General features: G+C 31.0%; 19 protein-coding genes. 10 read left to right on the plus strand and 9 right to left on the minus strand.

Features of this window, described 5'->3' with window-relative positions:
• Positions 1-19: 19 nt before the first annotated feature.
• The 7 genes from N5E64_RS00870 to N5E64_RS00900 all read right to left on the minus strand — a co-directional run bounded on the left by N5E64_RS00870 (position 20) and on the right by N5E64_RS00900 (position 7,077).
• Entirely contained in the window at positions 20-1,030 is a 1,011-nt protein-coding gene (locus N5E64_RS00870; protein WP_280035259.1) for a glycosyltransferase, read from the minus strand.
• Positions 1,002-1,802, minus strand: coding sequence for a DUF5672 family protein (locus tag N5E64_RS00875; protein ID WP_280035262.1), 801 nt, complete (start codon positions 1,800-1,802; stop codon positions 1,002-1,004). Before N5E64_RS00875 ends, N5E64_RS00870 begins: the two co-directional genes overlap by 29 nt.
• A 74-nt stretch (positions 1,803-1,876) precedes the next feature.
• Complete coding sequence (locus N5E64_RS00880; protein ID WP_280035265.1) at positions 1,877-2,665, minus strand: class I SAM-dependent methyltransferase; 789 nt, start codon at positions 2,663-2,665, stop codon at positions 1,877-1,879.
• Positions 2,665-3,906 carry an ABC transporter ATP-binding protein gene (locus N5E64_RS00885; RefSeq protein ID WP_280035267.1) on the minus strand — a complete coding sequence of 414 codons (1,242 nt, stop codon included), beginning with the start codon at positions 3,904-3,906 and terminating at the stop codon, positions 2,665-2,667. The genes N5E64_RS00880 and N5E64_RS00885 overlap by 1 nt, the downstream gene beginning before the upstream one ends.
• A 17-nt stretch (positions 3,907-3,923) precedes the next feature.
• Entirely contained in the window at positions 3,924-4,784 is an 861-nt protein-coding gene (locus tag N5E64_RS00890) for an ABC transporter permease (protein ID WP_280035269.1), read from the minus strand.
• Between the two features lie 60 nt (positions 4,785-4,844).
• The gene (rfbB, locus tag N5E64_RS00895) at positions 4,845-5,891 is read right to left on the minus strand and encodes a dTDP-glucose 4,6-dehydratase (RefSeq protein WP_219033746.1); all 1,047 of its coding nucleotides are present in this window, start codon (positions 5,889-5,891) and stop codon (positions 4,845-4,847) included.
• A gap of 19 nt (positions 5,892-5,910) precedes the next feature.
• Positions 5,911-7,077, minus strand: a complete 1,167-nt coding sequence (locus N5E64_RS00900) for a nucleotide sugar dehydrogenase (protein ID WP_280035275.1) — start codon at positions 7,075-7,077, stop codon at positions 5,911-5,913.
• 247 nt (positions 7,078-7,324) lie between these two features.
• On the opposite strand from N5E64_RS00900, the gene panB reads away from it, so the two are divergent.
• From panB to N5E64_RS00950, 10 genes are all read left to right on the plus strand, one after another.
• Positions 7,325-8,140 (plus strand): 3-methyl-2-oxobutanoate hydroxymethyltransferase, encoded by an 816-nt coding sequence (panB, locus tag N5E64_RS00905; protein WP_125349417.1) that lies wholly within the window; start codon positions 7,325-7,327, stop codon positions 8,138-8,140.
• Between the two features lie 93 nt (positions 8,141-8,233).
• Positions 8,234-8,596: a four helix bundle protein gene (locus N5E64_RS00910; protein ID WP_180905832.1), complete on the plus strand. Its 363-nt coding sequence runs from the start codon at positions 8,234-8,236 to the stop codon at positions 8,594-8,596.
• A 53-nt stretch (positions 8,597-8,649) separates the two neighbouring features.
• Positions 8,650-9,333, plus strand: a complete 684-nt coding sequence (locus tag N5E64_RS00915; RefSeq protein ID WP_114998884.1) for an RluA family pseudouridine synthase — start codon at positions 8,650-8,652, stop codon at positions 9,331-9,333.
• A gap of 24 nt (positions 9,334-9,357) precedes the next feature.
• On the plus strand, positions 9,358-10,218 hold the full coding sequence (locus N5E64_RS00920; protein ID WP_280035283.1) for a lipid A biosynthesis acyltransferase: 861 nt from the start codon (positions 9,358-9,360) through the stop codon (positions 10,216-10,218).
• 12 nt (positions 10,219-10,230) lie between these two features.
• Positions 10,231-11,223, plus strand: a complete 993-nt coding sequence (locus N5E64_RS00925) for a glycosyltransferase family 2 protein (protein WP_280035286.1) — start codon at positions 10,231-10,233, stop codon at positions 11,221-11,223.
• 106 nt (positions 11,224-11,329) lie between these two features.
• On the plus strand, positions 11,330-12,115 hold the full coding sequence (locus N5E64_RS00930; protein WP_125349422.1) for a GLPGLI family protein: 786 nt from the start codon (positions 11,330-11,332) through the stop codon (positions 12,113-12,115).
• A gap of 71 nt (positions 12,116-12,186) precedes the next feature.
• Positions 12,187-12,969: a GLPGLI family protein gene (locus tag N5E64_RS00935; RefSeq protein ID WP_280035288.1), complete on the plus strand. Its 783-nt coding sequence runs from the start codon at positions 12,187-12,189 to the stop codon at positions 12,967-12,969.
• 98 nt (positions 12,970-13,067) lie between these two features.
• Positions 13,068-13,670, plus strand: a complete 603-nt coding sequence (pncA, locus tag N5E64_RS00940; protein WP_280035291.1) for a bifunctional nicotinamidase/pyrazinamidase — start codon at positions 13,068-13,070, stop codon at positions 13,668-13,670.
• 141 nt (positions 13,671-13,811) lie between these two features.
• Positions 13,812-14,588: a GLPGLI family protein gene (locus N5E64_RS00945; protein ID WP_280035293.1), complete on the plus strand. Its 777-nt coding sequence runs from the start codon at positions 13,812-13,814 to the stop codon at positions 14,586-14,588.
• A 96-nt stretch (positions 14,589-14,684) separates the two neighbouring features.
• Positions 14,685-17,432: a TonB-dependent receptor gene (locus N5E64_RS00950; RefSeq protein ID WP_114998873.1), complete on the plus strand. Its 2,748-nt coding sequence runs from the start codon at positions 14,685-14,687 to the stop codon at positions 17,430-17,432.
• 46 nt (positions 17,433-17,478) lie between these two features.
• Here N5E64_RS00950 and N5E64_RS00955 read toward each other — a convergent pair whose 3' ends face one another.
• Positions 17,479-18,879, minus strand: coding sequence for an FAD-binding oxidoreductase (locus N5E64_RS00955; protein WP_280035295.1), 1,401 nt, complete (start codon positions 18,877-18,879; stop codon positions 17,479-17,481).
• A gap of 29 nt (positions 18,880-18,908) precedes the next feature.
• Complete coding sequence (mltG, locus tag N5E64_RS00960; RefSeq protein WP_114998867.1) at positions 18,909-19,931, minus strand: endolytic transglycosylase MltG; 1,023 nt, start codon at positions 19,929-19,931, stop codon at positions 18,909-18,911.
• Positions 19,932-19,938: the final 7 nt, after the last annotated feature.

A 19,938-nucleotide genomic window follows, 5' to 3' on the forward strand; every position in this document is an offset into this window, starting at 1 on the left:
TACCTACTTAGGTTATAGTTTAGCTTAGCTTTAAAATACTCGTGTATAAATCTAAATGCTGTTGTGCAATTTGTTTGGGGTTGCAAAAGGTTAACGAATAATCTTCATTTAACTTGGCACTTTCTTTATTTACAAGAGCTTGTCGCAAGGCTTCCACTACAGAGTTAAAATCATTGGGTTGATAAGTCGGATTGTTATTTTGCTCCAAAACTTCTTTCATATTCCCTTTTGCCGCACCTACGACAACTTTACCAAACGTATAACCCATATAGATTACACCAGAATTGAGATTGTCAATTCGAGGACTAATGATAACTTTAGCTTGATTAAAATAAGTTTCCACCTCTTGATCTGACAAATATTTCGGAATAAAAACAATGTTTTTTTGCGTATATTTTTTTAACCTAAAATTATAGGCATACATCTTCAAAATGTCTTTTTTAAGATGAGTGTATGGATTTTTACCTATAATAGAATTACAAACAATTAATTGAGAATTCTTGATAGCTGCTTTAATAAAAGCATCTACAATCAATTGCTCTTCTTCTTTCTTCCTGATTGCACCAAAACTTAAGAATATATTTCTATTTGTTTCTTTAGGTTTCACATTATAGTATTTCGCGTAATTAGGGTGCTGAATAATTACGTTTCTTTTATGCGGATATAAACGCGTGCTAAACTCGCCTAAATTAACAATAGCATCAGCAACATTGTATACCAGTTCATATAATTTCTGATCTAATGCATGTCGCCGATGTGGTAAAGCATTATGTAAGGTAACTACTAATTTGCTTCCGTTCTGTTTGTGATAACTTAATCTACTTTCTAATACATGTAAATCACTTTCTTCAATTCTTCTCCAAGAAAACAATTCTTCTGGCCACTGAATATGAATAATATCAAATCGGATATTAGATGTCCAAAAATTTTGCGCTTCTGTTACTATTTCAACATCATTATTTAGCTCATCAACAATATCTTTAACATAAGTGTTTTGGGAGTTATATTGTGAAGTGATTAGAACTTTCATTTTTAATATATTTATTCCAATAATAATACTTTTTATTCCAAGCATGGCATCCAAAAGGTAATTCACCATTATTTAGTCTTAGTCCAATATCAGCTCCAAGATCTAAAGCAAACTTACATGCTGTTTTATATTTTGGTTTTTTTATATTCTTTGCTTCAAAACTCCAAAAGACATCTTCATTAAATAATGCCATTGGATCATTACTTTCTTTGAATTTATTAATTATTTTAGGATTAGTATGTTGAAGAGTATAAATAAATTTATTAATTTTTCTCAATGAAAATCCTCCGTTTCCTACTTGATATACTAAAATATCTTTATTGAAATACTTATTCATTTTCAAATTGAAAAACCTTCTAATTAAAAACTTTAATTTTTCGCTTCGAGTTTTTATGTAGTAAGATTTCTCTAACCACGGAGCACCTATATAGTCAAATCCTTTATTACACCAAAATGCAAGTTCATCTCTAAATACGTAACAATCTAGCTGGTAAACTAACATATAAGCAAAAGATTCGAAACGTCTATAAAAATCTAAAGATAGCATTAACTTATTATAACCTGAGATATTTTCGAAAAATATTGCATCAAAATATTCTACCTCAATACTTTTCTGTAAGATACTTTCGTAAGATGAGGTATTCAAACCCACAGGCGCTACAAATTTAATTGTATGATTCCCTAGTATTTTAAAACATTGCTTTAATGAAATAACCTCTTCAGCTGTTAATTGAATTTTATAGATCGGAATTATTATTATTTGTTTTTTCATAAACCTTTTTAATAAAATCTAAATAAACACCTTAATTTTTATTACTCATCCCAAAACTATTTCAATATTTAAGCTCAACTTTTTGAATTAAACATTTTTTTAAAATCTTCAAAAGAAATAAGGTTTAAACTTTCTTTTCTAAATTTTTCAAAAATTTTATATTCAAAAAAAGGATTATAAACATTTGTAGGTTCTCCCATTTTTTTTGTTTTTGAAATAATTCCAACTCCCCAATCAGTATCAATACAACATGAAGAGATATCATTTCTTAATCTATTTTTAAAAAAACTTTTCCAGGTTGTTCCATTCCAAAATCCTTTTGATGGTGATAATTTAAAATCATAATTTTCAGAAGCGTGAAACTCAGTTGGTGGATTACAATCGTGCATTATTATAAACCCATCATCTTTTAGATATCTTAATGAATTATAAATATCTTTTTCAACTTGTTCAGCCAAATGTAATCCATCTATAAATATTACATCAAATCTTATATTTTTATCTAAAAAAGTATTATTATCCAATCCATCAAAAAAAATATCACTTGTTACTTTAAAATCAACATCATTTAATTCATCTTCAAATCCAGGGTCTACACTGTATTTAATATCAGAATTAATTAAATTAAAATTATCTTCTCTTCTTCTTACACCTATTTCTAAATAAGTCGTAGGTTGATCAAATTGAGATAAAATAAAATTAATTATATCGGTTCTTTTATATAATTTGGATAATTCTGAATTTGTTAAAAATTCCGTATTCTTATAAAATTCATTTTCCAGATATTTTTCTGCTAAATGTATTTTAAATAGTTCTGCATTATTAATAACTATTTGATTTGATTTTATAAATTTTAATTTCATTATTTCCAATTAGATTTATTATATACAATTCCATGATTATAACTACCATGTATTAAAAAAGGTGATTTTGTATCAATTACTTCAAAATGACATACATTGTTAATTTCATCATATCTTTTTAATTTTGGTATATGAATAAATAATGTTAAATTATAGTTTCCTACAGCTAAAAATTTAGATTCAATTTCTAGCACATATCTATCTTTATCTTTTATAATATTAGTTTCTGAAGAAAAAATTCTATTTTCAAATAAATCATTTACTGTAATAAATAATTTACTATCAGTTATAATAGATAAATTTTCAATATTAACTTCAATTATTATTTTATCATCGTAATCAAAAATAGCTGTTGGTATATTTAATTCATTAAGAATCTTAACTTCTTTAAAATAAATTAATTCATTTCTCTGAACTTTTGTTTTAAAAACAGAGTTCTTGTTGTTAAAATCACTTAAATAAATATTTATTATTTCTTCAATTTCACCTGTTTGAGAAATTAATCCATTTTTCATATAAATACCATAATTACATAACTGCTTTACTGAAGAAATATTATGACTAACAAAAAGAACTGTTCTACCTTCTCCTTTGGTTACATCACCCATTTTTCCTAAACATTTCTTTTGAAACTCGGCATCACCAACGGCAAGCACCTCATCAACTATCAGAATTTCAGACTCTAAATGTGCTGCAACAGCAAATGCTAAACGAACATACATTCCTGATGAATAACGTTTAACAGGAGTGTCAATATAACGTTCTACACCTGCGAAATCTACAATTTCATCAAATTTGCGGGTGATTTCTTTTCGTGTCATTCCAAGAATAGCACCGTTCAAATAAATATTTTCACGACCCGTCATTTCTGGGTGAAAGCCAGTACCCACTTCTAACAACGAAGCGATACGACCTTTGTATTTGATAGAACCCGTAGTTGGTTTGGTTACACGAGAAAGTAATTTCAATAAGGTTGATTTACCTGCTCCATTACGACCAATAATCCCTACAGCCTGTCCTTGCTCTACTTGAAAATTAATATCTTTTAAAGCCCATACATAATCCGAATCTCCTTTCTGTGTTCTATCGTTGGTTTCGCCAATTTTAAGATAAGGATCTTCTTTTCCTCTTATATTCGCCCACCATCGTTTAATATCATGTTGCAATGTTCCTGTTCCAACTTCACCTAAACGATACTGCTTCGAAACATTTTCAACATCTAAAACTATATTTTTTGACATAATTAAATTCTTAAAAATTAAACAGTATCCATAAATGATTTTTCAACTTTATTGAAAATCAATGTTCCTATTACTAGAAGAACACAAATCACCAACGTTGAATAACCTAATAAGCCAATTGTAAAATCTCCTTTACCTAAAAATCCATATTTGAAACATTCAAATATTCCCGTTAGAGGATTTAGTTCTACCAACCATCTGTATTTATCAGGAAAAGATGATAAAGGCATAATTACTGGTGTCGCGTACATTGCCAATGAAACTCCAAAACCTAATAACATATTCACATCTTGATATTTCGTTGTCAAAGATGATAAAATCATTCCTGTTCCTAGTGCAAATGCAGCCATTAAAATAATTAAAAATGGTGTTGCTAATAACCACATATTTGGTTCAATAGATGCTCCAGTAAAATAATAATACAACACAACTATAATAAATAATGTGAACTGAACACCGAATCGCATTAAGTTAGACGTTACAACAGAAAGCGGCATGACCAAACGAGGAAAGTAGACTTTTCCAAAAATAGAAGCATTCCCTCTAAATACTGAAGCTGTTCCTGTAAGACAAGAAGAAAAATAATTCCACAATATATTTCCTGCTAAATAAAAAGCAAACATTGGAGTCCCATCAGTTGATAAACCTGCCACTCTTCCAAAAATAATAACAAACATTACTGTTGTAAGAATCGGATTGATAAAAAACCAAATAGGCCCTAAAATAGTTTGTTTGAAAGACGTAATAAAATCACGCTTCACTAACATATAAACCAAATCTCGGTAACGCCAAACTTCTTTTAAATTTAAAGAAAATAAACTATTTTTTGAAGTAATTACGTTAGACCAACTTTGACTTGTTTCTGAGTTTAAACTCATAAAATAAATAAATTTAGGTTGTTTAAAATTTTAGGTTCTTTTTTCAGAACCTAAAACTATTTAATTATATTGTTTTTCGTAATAATTTTGGTAATCACCAGACGTTACATTATCTAACCATTCTTTGTTTGATAAAAACCAATCGATAGTTAGACTCAAACCTTGCTCAAACGTCACACTTGGTTTCCAGCCTAATTCTTCGTTGATTTTTGTTGCATCAATTGCATAACGTAAATCGTGACCTGGACGATCTTTAACAAAGGTGATTAATTGTTCAGAAGTTCCTGCTTCTTTCCCTAATTTTTCATCCATTTGCTTGCACAATTCTTTCACCAAATCGATGTTTTTCCATTCGTTGAAACCTCCTACATTGTAAGAACCTCCATTTTTCCCTTCATGGAAAACTAAATCAATCGCTTTGGCATGATCGATCACAAATAACCAATCGCGCGTATATTTTCCATCTCCATAAATTGGAAGTGGATTTCCATTCAGAATATTATGAATACATAACGGAATTAATTTTTCTGGGAAATGATTTGGTCCGTAATTGTTTGAGCAATTCGTCATCACAATTGGTAAACCGTACGTATCATGATATGCTCTTACAAAATGATCCGAAGATGCTTTTGATGCCGAATATGGTGAATGCGGATCATAAGACGTTTCTTCTGTAAAAAACCCTTCATCTCCTAAAGCTCCAAAAACCTCATCTGTCGAAACATGATGAAAACGCTTTCCTTCGAAATTATTGTTCCAAATCGCTTTTGCAGCATTCAACAAATTCACTGTACCAATCACATTTGTCATCACAAAATCTAACGGATTTGTAATTGAACGATCCACGTGAGATTCGGCAGCTAAATGAATAACACCATCTGGTTGATGCTTTTCAAAAACCTCTAAAATATGTTTTGCATCCGTAATATCAGCTTTTACGAATTCGTAATTTGATTTACTTTCGATATCTTTCAAATTCTCTAAATTTCCTGCATATGTCAACGCATCAAGGTTGATAATCTTCGTTTCAGGATATTTCAAGACAAATTCTCTTACAACGTGAGATCCGATAAATCCAGCCCCACCTGTAATTAAAATAGTTTTCATAGTATTTTAGTTGTTATTTTTAATCGTTTCCAAACAAATCGCGCGTATAAACTTTCTCTTTCACATCAGCTAATTCAGGTGCATTTCGATTCGAGATAATCACATCACATTCTTGTTTAAAAGCTTCAAAATCATTCATCACTTTCGATCCAAAGAAAGAATCTTCTTTCAGAACTGGTTCATAAACCACCACTTCAATTCCTTTTGCTTTGATTCGTTTCATTACTCCTTGAATCGCAGATGCTCTAAAATTATCTGAACCTGATTTCATAATCAAGCGATAAACACCAACTTTCTTAGGATTTTTAGCGATGATAGAATCTGCAATAAAATCTTTTCGCGTTCTGTTTGCATCAACAATTGCTTGAATAATATTATTCGGAACTGCATCATAATTAGCCAATAATTGCTTCGTATCTTTTGGCAAACAATAACCACCATAACCAAACGATGGATTGTTGTAATGCGAACCGATACGAGGATCCAAACCAACCCCTTCGATAATTTGTTTACTATCTAAATTGAATGTTTGCGCATAACTATCTAACTCATTAAAATAAGCGACACGCAATGCTAAATAGGTATTCGAAAATAATTTGATTGCCTCTGCTTCAGTTGAATGTGTAAACAACGTCGGAATATCTTCCTTAATTGCTCCTTCTTTTAACAAATTCGCAAAAACTTCTGCTCTTTCACTTTGTTCACCAATAATAATTCTTGATGGATACAAATTGTCGTATAAAGCTTTTCCTTCTCGCAAAAATTCAGGAGAAAAAATAATATTTTGATAGTCTAATCGTGATTTTAAATCTTCAACAAAACCAACTGGAACTGTCGATTTTATAATAACTACAGCATTCGGATTAAATTGTTTAACATCCTTTATAACCGATTCTACGCTTGATGTATTAAAATAATTTGTTTTTGGATCGTAATCTGTAGGCGTTGCTACAATCACATATTCTGCCTTTGCATAGGCAGTTTCTTTGTCTAAAGTCGCAAGAAAATTAAGTTCTTTATTCAGCAAAAAATCTATAATTTCTTTATCTTCAATTGGAGATTTTTTTGCATTGAGCATTGCAATCTTTTCTGGAACAACATCTAACGCCACTACCTCATTATGCTGAGCTAATAAAATTGCGTTAGACAAGCCAACGTAGCCTGTTCCCACTATTGCTATTTTCATTTATGGTTATTTAAAATTAGTTTAAGAGAACAAATTTAGTGAAATTCTCTCAATTCGAATACCAATTTACTAAAAATGAGCAAATAGACAAGCTTATTTACGTTTATAAAACTGTAAAAATTGTTATTTCATTTTCAACGAACCGATTATCTAGTTCTTCATTTGTCAAACTGGAAAAAATATCAGTCAAAATTAGTTCTGTTTTAATATTCAAATTAACTTTACAAAAGTTAAAAATATAAACGTAATGTCTGTAAATAAAGAAATCAAACGTATCACTACCGAAACTGTGCGTAACATGAAATTTACCGGAGAAAAAATTTCGATGTTAACGGCTTACGATTTTACAATCGCTTCGCTTGTAGATGCGGCTGGAACTGAAGTTATTTTAGTTGGTGATTCTGCGGCTAATGTAATGGCTGGTCACGAAACTACTTTGCCAATTACTTTGGATCAAATGATATACCATGCACAATGTGTCGTTCGTGGAGCAAAACGCGCTTTAGTTGTAGTTGATTTACCTTTTGGTACTTATCAATCTGACCCACAAAAAGCTTTAGAATCTTCAGTTCGAATCATGAAAGAATCTGGTGCACATGCAATCAAATTAGAAGGAGGGAAAGAAATCGAAGAATCTATTCGTCGTATCGTAAATGCTGGTATTCCTGTTATGGGACACTTAGGTCTTACGCCACAATCTATTTACCAATTTGGTTCGTATAAAGTACGTGCAAAAGAAGATGCGGAAGCAGAAAAATTAATTAGCGATGCTAAATTATTAGAAGAATTAGGATGTTTTTCATTAGTAATGGAAAAAATTCCAGCTGATTTAGCTGCTAAAGTAACAGCCTCTGTTAATATCCCTACAATTGGAATTGGAGCAGGAGCTGGTTGCGACGGACAAGTTTTAGTTGTACATGATATGTTGGGATTAAACAACGAATTCAAACCAAAATTTGTTCGTAAATATTTAAACTTAGAAGATCAAATTCACCAAGCAATTGGACAATATGTTGCTGATGTAAAATCGGGCGACTTTCCAAATGCGAATGAACAATATTAGAAATTAAGGTTAAGGTTGAGATTGAGGAAAAGACAAAACTCAATCTTAACCTCTTTCTAAACTTAATCTTAGTCTAAACCTTAAACTTACCACATGCCTTATCACGATTTCACAGAAATGCCAATTTGGATAAAAGCAATGAATATCGCTGTTCAAGTTTTTGAGTTAAGTTCAAATTTACCTCGAACAGAAGATTATGGGTTAACATCACAAATAAGACGTTCTGCAGAAAGTATTTCAGCAAATATTGCTGAAGGTTTTGGCAAATCTAGTATTAATGATAAAGTTAAATATTATGAAATCGCAAAAGGTTCGGCTTTCGAAACAAAATCTCATTTGTATTATGGACAGAAAGTTGGATATTTTAACGAAAACACAATAAATCTTCTTCTTGAAGAATTAAATGCTACAATTTTTGAGATTAATAAACTCAAAAAAGCATTAAAAATTAAATAAATTCTAATTAATTAGGTTGACTTTCTCTAAGTCTAAACCTTATTCTCAATAACATGAATCCAGAAATTTTATTCGAAGATAATCATTTGTTAATTATTAACAAAAAAGCGGGTGAATTAGCACAAGGAGACGAAACAGGCGACATTCCACTTATCGATAGTCTAAAGGACTATATAAAAGAACGCGATAACAAACCTGGAAATGTTTTCTTAGGGTTGGTGCATCGCTTGGATCGTCCAACTTCTGGTGTGTTGATTTTTGCTAAAACTTCGAAAGCTTTAACACGAATGAACGAAATGTTTCAGAAACGAAATATTGACAAAGTTTACCGTGCTATTGTACAAAGCAAACCGCCAAAAGATTTTGAACGTTTAGAACATTATCTAAAGAAAAATCCTAAAAATAATAAAACAACAGTTTATTCTAAACCTACTGCTGATGCAAAAAAAGCAATTTTAGAATACACTTATTTAGGCGCTTTAGATTCTTTTCATTGTGTCGAAGTGAAGTTATTTACAGGTCGTTCACATCAAATTCGCGCGCAACTTTCTTCTGTTGGTTCTCCTATCAAAGGCGATTTGAAATACGGCGCTAAACGTTCTAATCCTGACGGAAGCATTTGTTTGCACGCTCATCGCATTACATTTGAACATCCTGTCAAAAAAGAAGAAATGACAATTGTAGCTCCAGTTCCGAAAGATGCAATTTGGCAAGCAACGAACAAATTTAATTCGTAAATTTGTCGCTTATTTGTTTGTCAAATGAATAGCATTTTTTATTTCATAATTTATCAAATTTCACGTTTACCTCTTTCGGTTTTATACAAATTCTCGGATTTTCTGTTCTTTCTGCTATACACAGTTATTGGTTATAGAAGACGTGTCATTAGAACAAATTTAGAAAACTCTTTTCCCGAAAAATCTCAGGAAGAAATCAAAACTATTCACAAGAAATTCTATGCTAATTTTTGTGATTATTTGGTTGAAACCTTAAAAAGTTTTTCTATTTCTCAAGAAGAATTGGACAAACGATTTACATATTCTAATCTCGACATTTTTAATGAAATAAAAAATGAAAAACGAGATGTCATGATGATGTGTGGGCATATTTTCAATTGGGAATGGTTTATTGGAACGGTAAAACATTTACCAACAAAAGAAAGTGCAGCTGTCTACCATAAAATTAGAAATCCTTTTTGGAACGATAAAATCAACGCTATGCGTGGGCGTTTCGGAACAAAAGCATTGGACATGAAAGATGTGTTGCGTTTTATGATGAAAGCTCCAAATGATGGAGAATTAGCCTATTTATTTGTCGCAGATCAAAGTCCAAAACAATCGGCTGTTCATTATTTTATTGATTTTCTCAATCAGAGAACTCCCGTTTTTAATGGTTTTGATAAAATTGCACGCCGCAAAGATATGGCTGTTGTCTTTTGTCAAACCGAAAAGATAAAACGCGGTCATTATCACACAACTTTTATTCGACTACAACCTCAACAAGAAAAATTTGAAGAAAATGAAATTGTTCATCAATTTTTTCATCATTTAGAACAAACCATTCAACAACATCCAGATAATTGGCTTTGGAGCCACAAACGTTGGAAATATGCCGATTTGTAATTTTAAATATTCATGAAAACAGCAATTGCAATCCTAAATTGGAATGGCGAAAAATTATTGCCTCAATTTTTACCTTCGGTTATTAACAATTCTAAAAACGCAACAATTTATGTAATTGATAATGCGTCGACTGACAACTCTATCGAATTGTTGACAACTCAGTTTCCTTCTGTCAAAATCATTCAGAACAAAGGAAATTATGGTTTTGCACAAGGCTATAACGAAGGTTTAAAACAAATTGATGTAGAATATTTCTGTTTATTAAATTCGGATGTCGAAGTAACTGAGAATTGGATAGAACCAATTGAAAAGTTATTCGATAATAATTCTGATATTGCGGCTATTCAACCCAAAATATTAGACTACAAAAACAAAGAGTATTTTGAATATGCCGGTGCAGGAGGAGGTTTTATTGATAAATTTGGTTATCCATTTTGTCGAGGACGTGTTTTTTCAACTTTAGAAAAAGACAATGGACAATACAACGACACCACACAAATTTTTTGGGCTACGGGTGCAAGTTTATTCATCCGAAAAAAAGATTTCTTTGAACAAAATGGTTTTGACGAAGAATTCTTTGCACATATGGAAGAAATCGATTTGTGTTGGCGATTAAACAATGCTGGGCGAAAAATTTATTATTGTGGAGAATCAACTGTTTATCATTTGGGCGGTGCAACTTTGGATAAATCCAATCCAAAAAAATGGTATCTAAATTACCGAAATAGTTTGTGGATGATGCTTAAAAATCTACCTGCAAACAAACTTTTTCCGATGCTTTTCACACGTCTTTCAATGGATGGAATTGCTGCTGTTGCCTTTTTACCCAAACAAGGACTTCCACATGTTTGGGCTGTTTTCTTATCACATATGCATTTTTATTTTGGTTTTATAAAAATGTATAAAAAGCGTCAACAAAATCAAATAAAAAATTATTCAGATAAAGAATTATTGCCATTTCAGTATTTCATACAAAAACGTCAGTACTTTAAGGATTTAAAATAATCTATCTTCAAATATTAAATTATTTCTTAAAATTTCTATAATTTTTTAAGTTTATTATTGTAGAAATAAAATCTTTTACTATCATTGTAGAACAAATCAAACTACAATGAAAAAAATATTGACAATCTTTACATTATGTTCTTTTCTAACAACTTCTTTTGCACAAAAACTTGAAGTGAATTATCAAGAAACTACTGATATTAATGTAGATGAGTTAAAGAAAAACATGAAAGTTGAAACTTCTGGTTCAGTTAATTTACCAAAAGACTTTTATGACAATATGTATAAGAGCCTGTCGGAACCTAAAGATTTTAAACTAATAATTAATGATAATTTATCTACGTATAAAAAAATTGAAAAAATTAGCAATGGTCAAGGTAATGGAGGCTTTTCTATGTCTGTGAGTTTTTCTGGTGGAGGAAATGGAATTGTAAAAGATCTATCAAAAAAGGAATATTCGAAAAGCGCTAATTTGATGGATAAATCGTATTTAATAAAAGATAAATTAACCGAATACAAATGGCAATTAACGCGTGAAACTAAAAAATTAATTGGTTTTGATGTCAAAAAAGCAACTGCAATTATTGATAGTACAAAATCTTTAGTTGCTTGGTATGCGCCGAGTATAGCCATAAAAGATGGACCTGGAATTTACAATGGTTTACCTGGTTTAATTTTGGAATTAGAAATTATTAATAATTCGAAATCAGAAAAAAAATCATTTGGCAACACAACAATTAGAGCAACTGAAGTGAAAGAAGTCCCGGACATGAAGCCAATTGAAAAACCTAAGGAAAAAAATGTAATTACAGAAAAGGAATTCGAAGAGTTGGCTAAAAAACAGATGGAACGTTTCAAAGAAATGAGGTCTGAAGGTGTGAGTAAGGATTAAAGAAAATATTTTTTATCAATCGTTAAACATTTCATACAATTTCTTGTCTAAGAACTATAAGCACATTTAAAATGAAAAAAATAATTTCAATTTTTGTTTTACTATTTAGTTTTTCAGCCTTTGCGCAACAAGAAAAAGTAGAAGTTTCGTACACAACACGTATCATTTTACCAGACGATTTTACATTTCAACCTCCTAGTGGCGGTAATGGACGTACGATGCCAAAAGAAATGCAAGAGCAATTCAAGAAAAATATTCAAGAGCCGCAAGAAGCTAAGTTGACTATTTTGGGTGATGAATCGTTGTATAAAATGGTTGAAAAAATATCAAACGATCAAAGTCAAGGTTCTAGAGGAATGAGAGGCGGAATGCGAATGATGTCGATGAATGGAGATAATATTTATAAAAATAGTACAAACCATTTGCTCTTAAAGGAACAAAACATGATGGGAAAAAGCTATGTTATAAAAGATTCTTTGCAAAATTTTGATTGGAAATTAACGCGCGAAACAAAAACAATTTTAGGAAACGAAGCCAAAAAAGCAACTGCTATTATTGATAGCGTTCAGACAACAGTTTGGTACATTCCAACTTTGAAATATAAAACTGGTCCAGAAAATTATTGGGGATTACCAGGTTTAATTGCAGAAGTACAAACAGAGATTAACAGAGGCATGTTTAAAGGCTCTAAATTTATTTCTTTGACAGATATCAAAACATCAACAAATACAAAACCAATCGAAAAACCAAAAGATAAAGGTGCTATTTCGCAAACAGAATTTGATAAATTGATGCAAGAACAACGCTCACGTTTCGAAGAAATGAGAAATTCTGGCGTAAATAAACGAGATTAAGGTTTCTTAAAATTCGATTAATTTTCATAAAAATTGGTTCAATTTCATATTATAAAACTTATATTTAATTCTAAATTAATCTTAAGAAATAAAATACTATGAAAGCTTTAATCATCGTAGATATGCAGTACGATTTTTTACCAGGAGGTTCGTTGGCTGTGAATGATGGAGATAAAATTATCGAACGCATAAATAAATTGCAAGAAAAGTATGATGTTGTTGTGGCAACACAAGATTGGCATCCGGCAAATCACAAAAGTTTTGCTTCGCAACACACAGATAAACAACCTTTTGATGTAATCGAATTAGGTGGAAATCGTCAAGTTTTGTGGCCAGATCATTGTGTACAAGGCACTAAAGGAGCAGAAATACACAAAGATATCAAGCAAAATAAAATAAGTGCAATCATCCGAAAAGGTATGAATCCAGAAGTTGATTCGTATAGTGCTTTTTTTGATGTGAATAAAAAGAATCCAACAGGGCTAAATGGATTCTTAAAAGATCATAATATAACGAGTGTATACATTTGCGGCTTAGCAGCAGATTATTGTGTATATTACACAGCAAAAGATGCTTTAGCATTGGGATATACAACATATATTTTAGAAGGAACAACAAAGGCTATTAACCAAGAACTTTTTGATGAATTGAAAGAAGATTTTATCAAAAAAGGAGGAAATGTCTCGACGTATTTATTATAATATTATCAATAAATCGCTAGATAAAAATGTCATTTGAAAATCCTTAACTTTTTGAATGACATTTTATTTTTTAGAATAAATTCAAAAAACATCTGTAACATTAATCTACAAAAGCAGACTAATTAGACAAATACAACAATTATGAAGAAAGCAATCTTAACATTTGCCTTAGGAATTATCACAACTACAGTTTCTATCGCACAAGACAATAAAACACAAAATATCGATGCAACTTATGTTTGCGAAATGAAATTGGATTATGACAAAACAATGGCACAAGTTCCTCAACAATATCGCTCACAAGTTGGTCCAATGTTGAAAGCTGAAATTGATGCTGGTGTTTTCATGAACTATTTCTTAAAAAGTAATTCAAAACAATCAACTTTTGTATTAGAACAAAAAGTAGGAAATGCTCAATCTCAAGGAGGAATGATTGCTCAACAAATGGCATCATTCGATAATAAACCAACTTATAAAGACTTTACAGTAACTCCAAATTTGTATTACAAAGAAGTTGATATGGGGGCAAAACAATATTTGATTAAAGACCAAATTCCTGATTACAAATGGAAAATTTCTCGTGAGAAAACTGATATTGCTGGATATAAAGCAACAAAAGCAGAAGGTGTTATGATGGATTCTATTCCTGTAACGGCTTGGTTTGCTCCAGAAATTCCAATAAAAGATGGACCAACTTCTTTAGCTGGCTTACCTGGTTTAATTGTAAAAGCTCAATTTGATTACCAAGGAACAACAATGATTTTCACTTTAAAAGAATTAAAACTTTCGGATAAAGAATTAAAAGTTAGCATTCCTACAAAAGGTGAAACTGTAACGCATAATCAATTCATGAAAATTGTAGAAGATATGCAAAAAAAGATGAAAGAAATGATGAATAGCGGTGTAGATACCCAATAATTCATTAAACAAAATATAAAACACATCTGTTTCTAACACATAAACAGATGTGTTTTACAAAAAACTCTATTTTGAGTCATCAACTAAAAAATACATATGAAGAAATTACTCTATCTAATTTTATTTACTTCTGCAGCTCAAATCTCGTTTGCGCAAGAATGTAAATTAAAAGGATCTGTTGCAAATGATGCTGGAATTCCTGTTACAGACGCTTCTGTCTCTATTTTTGATAGTAAAAACGAAGGCAAAGGTTTTGTTTTTACAAGCAATATGGGTGAATTTGAATTCAAATTGCCTTGTGGACAAAAATATGACATCGAAATTGAGCAAGCTGGTTACGAAACATATGTTGAGAATGTTGATTTGACTGAAAATGTCAACAAAAAAATAAAGCTTAAACAAGGAAAAGAAATTTCCTTAAAAGAAACAATTGTAAAAGCTCAACAAGCAATCAAAGTAAAAGGTGATACAATTGAGTTTGATGCAGATTCTTTCAAAGTTGGAAATGAGGAAACATTAGAAGATATCCTTAAAAAATTACCTGGAATTGAAGTTCAAAATGGAAAGGTAATGTACAAAGGTAAACCTATGTCGCAAGTAACAGTTGGTGGACGTGAAGTTTTGGGTGGTAACGAAAAATTATTGAACAAAAATTTACCTTCGGATGCGGTTTCTAAAATTCAATTAAACACGAAGTTCAAATCAAATCCTTTTGCTTCTTCCTTACAAGAAGATGACGAACAATTCTCGTTAAACATCGAACTAAAAGATGATATGAAGCGTCTTGCTTTTGGTAATGTGACGTTAGGTGGAGATGCGGACAAACATACAGATGCGCAAGCTAAAATTTTCTATTTCTCAGAAAAAACGGACGGAACTTTAATCAATGATTTTAATACATTCGGGAAACAAGTTTTTGATCAAGATGATTATATGAGCTTCTTTGGTGGATATTCTGAATTTAATTCTGAAGGAAGTATTTATTCATTAAGAGGAAATTCGAACAATCTAAACTTGATGACAAAAAATGATGCGCCGAGTATGAATACCTATAATGGTGCTGTGCATTTTGGTGTTGAACCAAATAAGAAATTAAAAATCTCTGGTTTTGGTTTACTTAATACCAATAATATTCGTTACAATTCTAAATCAGAACGTTATTATAATAACATCGAAACGCCTTATACAACCGTCGATCAGGAACAAAATAAGAGCAATATTTTGATGGGAATGTCGCGTTTGCGTTTAGATTATAATCCGAATGATAAAGGACAAATTAAATATCGCTTAAACTTTAATTATTTGGATAGCGAAAACGAGCAATTGGTTGATAGCTATTATAACGATCAAAAAAATAGCTTTAGAAATGTAAATTCTGAACAAAAGAATTACTCTTTATCACAAACTTTATCTTACATCCGTAAAGTTGGACGCGATGATAATGTTGGTTTATATTTCCGTCATCAATATCAAAAAGATACGCCAGATTACAATGTTTTATCAACAGCAAATCCGTTCTCGTCTTTTAATTTGTTCAAGAATTTATCTCAAGTAAATAATCAATATAATATCAATCAAGATCAAAATTTTGTTTTGAACACTGTTCAATTATACGGAATCTACAATCACTTGTTGACAAATACATCTAACCTTAAAATTAAGGTTGGAACAAATTTTAGTACGCAAGATTTTGAAAATAAAATCTATGATTTTCAGAAATTAATGAATGATAATTCATTAATCACTAATACAGATTTAGATTACAACGAGACCTTTGCTGATGTAACTTTGACAAAGAAACTAGGAAACTTTCAAGTAGATGCGGGAGCTGGAGTTTCGTTCTTTAATGAGAAATCGAAATACCAAGATGGTGAAAAATTAAATCGTTCGGAAACGAAATTTTTACCTCACCTGAATTTGCAATACAAGTTCAACAATGCAACAAGTGTTCGCGCAAGTTATTCACAAAGCTATAGCTATCCGTACACAAAAGATTTTAATGATTCGTACACCATTCAAAGTTACCAATCTATTTTCTACGGAAATAGAAATTTAAGACAAGCTTTGACACATACAGCAAGTCTTAATTTTAGTCATTTTAACTCATTCACATTCTTTAATATTTTTGCGAATTTGAGTTATACATTACAAGAAAAAAGTATACAAACGCAATCTGTTTTAAACCGTGATTTTATCATCTCTGGAAACGATACAATTGTAAATAACTATCAATTCAATACCTTAATTAATTCTGGTAATAACCAAGAAACTTATTCAGGATATTTCATGATTGGGAAGCGTTTTGCTAAATGGTACAATGCACGATTAACAGGTAATATTTCTACTTCTAATTATTATACCATTACACGAAATATTGAATATGAAAATGGAGTTGTTAAAAATGATGATTTGAAGGATGTTAACAATAAAAGTTTTAATCAAACATATAATTTAGAGAACTCATTTACATTCAAAAAGAAATTTGAATTAAAGGCTGGGGTTAATTTAAACCTAAGTAAATATCAATCATTATCTGAACAGAAATTTACGAACTGGCGTCCATATGGGGAAGCTGCTTGGTCCGCTACAAGTAAATTATTAGTTCAGACCGATTTCTCTTATCGTTTACAATACCGTGATGGAGTAGAAATAAACACAGCAAAAGAGTGGAATGCTTCTGCACGATATAACATTGCGAAGAAAACTTATTTAACTCTTACAGGAGGAAATCTATTAGGAAACAACGTAATTGTTTCGAATGGATTTAATGATAACTACATATCGACTACAACTAAAAATGTTTTGGGAAGATATTTTATCGTGAGTTTACGATATAAGTTCTAAAATAAATGAATTAAATAGTAAAAGCCCTTCTATAGAAGGGCTTTTACTATTTAATCACTTGTGGATAATCAAACAAATTATTTGGATCATATTTCTTTTTTAATTGCTGCAATCGAGCCAAATTATTTCCGAAATAAGCATTATTTGCATCAGGAAAATTAATATCCGGGTAATTTCGGTATTGTTTTATATTCCCAATATTTCTTAATAATTGTTGTATTTCTTCAAATGATTTTGTCAACTTTTCTTCTTGCGAAGGCAAATCCCAATACGCTTGTAACTCGCTCAAATAATTAATATCGCGATGTGGATAAGCAGAATCTGAAGCTTTGACTTCATTGATTTTTCCACCCAAAGTATTTATCTGATAAATCATTCCTTTAGAAGCGACAACTTTTGCAAAAATATCTTCCAAACCTTTCTCAATATCTTCAATTCCTGTGTACAAACCAGCAGAAGAATTTTTGAAATAAATCGGCTCTGTTACGCCATAATAATTTTTGAGCGCAGCAGCCAGATTTCTATTTTTCATCGGTTTATAATCATTCGATAATGGAATTAAACTCGAAAATATTTTCTCAAAATCTGTTTGATTTACTGCAAAATTGGTAAATAAAATGGTCAAAAACTTTCCATTCAACACAAAAGCAGAAAAAGCTTCTTTAGGTAATTTTTCCGTTGCTTGGAACCAAAGTCGAATTAATTTGACAAATTTATCTGATGTTAGATTTGTAAACTTCATACGATATCCGCTGAAAGATTGTGGGACTGGATAAGTTTTGAAATGTAATTCCGTTACAACGCCAAAATTTCCATTTCCGCCGCCTTTACACGCCCAAAGTAAATCGGGATCTTTATCAGAGTCGATTGTATTTCCTTTGTAATCGATCATTTTTACACGAAGCAGATTATCACAGGTCAAACCATACTTCCGACTAAAAAAACCATAACCACCGCCCAAAGTCAAACCACCAATAGCCACAGTTCCACATGATCCAGCTGGAATAATTCTTTTCTTAGGTAAAAAATTCGCATAAATTTCTTGCAACAAACAAGCTGGTTGTAATTTTACTTTATTCTCTTGCAACCACGTAATTTTGTTCATCAGTCCAAGATGAATCAACAATCCGTTATCAACATTCGAAAAACCTTCAAAACTATGTCCTCCACTTCGAATGGCAATTTTTAGTTTCTTCTCGTTTGCTAATACAATTGCTTTTTTTATTCCAGTTTCGGATTTACAAACTGCTATAATTTTCGGAAACTTCTCAATTCTTTTGTTGAATGATTTTCTGTATTGATTATACTTTTCATCATCTTTTGTCAAGATTATTAAATCATCATCCAAAAAATCATCAAACGAATAAAAAGACATAAAAAAAATCCCTAAACTACCTGTACCAAGTAGTTTTAGGAATTCTCTTTTTGTATAATTTGATTGTAACATAGCTAAAATTGGTTTAGCTAAAGATACAACTATTTGATATTATTCTCTTTTAACCAATTTCTATAATTCTCAGCATTTTTCAAATGTTCCTGATAATCATTGGTATAAATGTGGTAACCTGGTTTTTTAGGATCTGCAACAAAGAAAATAAAATCGTGATTTGCTGGTGATAAAACCGCATCAATTGCTCCTAAATTTGGTAAACAAATTGGCGCTGGTGGTAAACCTTTGTTACGATATGTGTTGTACGCATTCGAAGACCACGTCCATTTTTTGTACACACGTTGCACTTTTTGATCCCAACCATTTTCCATTTTGTACGCATAAATAGAAGTTGGATCGGCCTCTAAACGCATATCTTTCGCCAAACGATTCATATATGCACGTGCAACTTTTTGTTGTTCATCCATATTATCAGACGATTCCAACTGAACAATAGACGCCAAAGTTGTCACTTGTAAAGGTGTCATGTTGAGCGCTTTTGCTTTTGCCAAACGATCTGCATTCCACACTTTGTCGTGTTGCGCCACCATTTTGTCCACAAACTTTTCTGGTGTTAATCCCCAATACACGAAATACGTTTCTGGAATAAAATATTGTTTAACTGTTTCGTCGTTTAACGTTGTATCGTTTTTTTCTTTCACAAAATCGCGAATAGCTGTCAAAACTTCGATAGAATCCATATCAATTTGCTTGGAAACTGATCCTGCTAAATGATAAATTGTCGGTTCATTTTTGATACGAAGCTTCACTTCTTCTTGCTCTCCTCCTTGCAAACGATCAATAATATCGCGGTTAGAATCTGAGCTTGAGATTTTATATTTTCCAGATTTTATCGTTGCTGGATAATCTGCATCTTCTGCATATTGTTTGAACAATTTTTCATCCTTCAAAAATGGTTTTAAAGAATCTAAAACTTGCTCAAATTTAGCTCCACGAGAGATATAGATATAACCATCTTTGGTTGCATTTCCTTTGAAACCGTCTATAAATGTACATCCTACAAATGCGAATGAACAGATTAATATTAATACTAAATTTAATTTTTTCATTGGATTG

Source organism: Empedobacter sp. GD03739 (assembly GCF_029843245.1).
Classification (GTDB): Bacteria; Bacteroidota; Bacteroidia; order Flavobacteriales; family Weeksellaceae; genus Empedobacter; species Empedobacter falsenii_B.

Excerpts from the sequence above, each read along its gene's own strand:
- N5E64_RS00870 (WP_280035259.1), bottom strand. The coding sequence starts at position 1,030 with ATGAAAGTTCTAATCACTTCACAATATAACTCCCAAAACACTTATGTT.
- N5E64_RS00875 (WP_280035262.1), bottom strand. The coding sequence starts at position 1,802 with ATGAAAAAACAAATAATAATAATTCCGATCTATAAAATTCAATTAACA.
- N5E64_RS00880 (WP_280035265.1), bottom strand. The coding sequence starts at position 2,665 with ATGAAATTAAAATTTATAAAATCAAATCAAATAGTTATTAATAATGCA.
- N5E64_RS00885 (WP_280035267.1), bottom strand. The coding sequence starts at position 3,906 with ATGTCAAAAAATATAGTTTTAGATGTTGAAAATGTTTCGAAGCAGTAT.
- N5E64_RS00890 (WP_280035269.1), bottom strand. The coding sequence starts at position 4,784 with ATGAGTTTAAACTCAGAAACAAGTCAAAGTTGGTCTAACGTAATTACT.
- rfbB (WP_219033746.1), bottom strand. The coding sequence starts at position 5,891 with ATGAAAACTATTTTAATTACAGGTGGGGCTGGATTTATCGGATCTCAC.
- N5E64_RS00900 (WP_280035275.1), bottom strand. The coding sequence starts at position 7,077 with ATGAAAATAGCAATAGTGGGAACAGGCTACGTTGGCTTGTCTAACGCA.
- panB (WP_125349417.1), top strand. The coding sequence starts at position 7,325 with ATGTCTGTAAATAAAGAAATCAAACGTATCACTACCGAAACTGTGCGT.
- N5E64_RS00910 (WP_180905832.1), top strand. The coding sequence starts at position 8,234 with ATGCCTTATCACGATTTCACAGAAATGCCAATTTGGATAAAAGCAATG.
- N5E64_RS00915 (WP_114998884.1), top strand. The coding sequence starts at position 8,650 with ATGAATCCAGAAATTTTATTCGAAGATAATCATTTGTTAATTATTAAC.
- N5E64_RS00920 (WP_280035283.1), top strand. The coding sequence starts at position 9,358 with ATGAATAGCATTTTTTATTTCATAATTTATCAAATTTCACGTTTACCT.
- N5E64_RS00925 (WP_280035286.1), top strand. The coding sequence starts at position 10,231 with ATGAAAACAGCAATTGCAATCCTAAATTGGAATGGCGAAAAATTATTG.
- N5E64_RS00930 (WP_125349422.1), top strand. The coding sequence starts at position 11,330 with ATGAAAAAAATATTGACAATCTTTACATTATGTTCTTTTCTAACAACT.
- N5E64_RS00935 (WP_280035288.1), top strand. The coding sequence starts at position 12,187 with ATGAAAAAAATAATTTCAATTTTTGTTTTACTATTTAGTTTTTCAGCC.
- pncA (WP_280035291.1), top strand. The coding sequence starts at position 13,068 with ATGAAAGCTTTAATCATCGTAGATATGCAGTACGATTTTTTACCAGGA.
- N5E64_RS00945 (WP_280035293.1), top strand. The coding sequence starts at position 13,812 with ATGAAGAAAGCAATCTTAACATTTGCCTTAGGAATTATCACAACTACA.
- N5E64_RS00950 (WP_114998873.1), top strand. The coding sequence starts at position 14,685 with ATGAAGAAATTACTCTATCTAATTTTATTTACTTCTGCAGCTCAAATC.
- N5E64_RS00955 (WP_280035295.1), bottom strand. The coding sequence starts at position 18,879 with ATGTTACAATCAAATTATACAAAAAGAGAATTCCTAAAACTACTTGGT.
- mltG (WP_114998867.1), bottom strand. The coding sequence starts at position 19,931 with ATGAAAAAATTAAATTTAGTATTAATATTAATCTGTTCATTCGCATTT.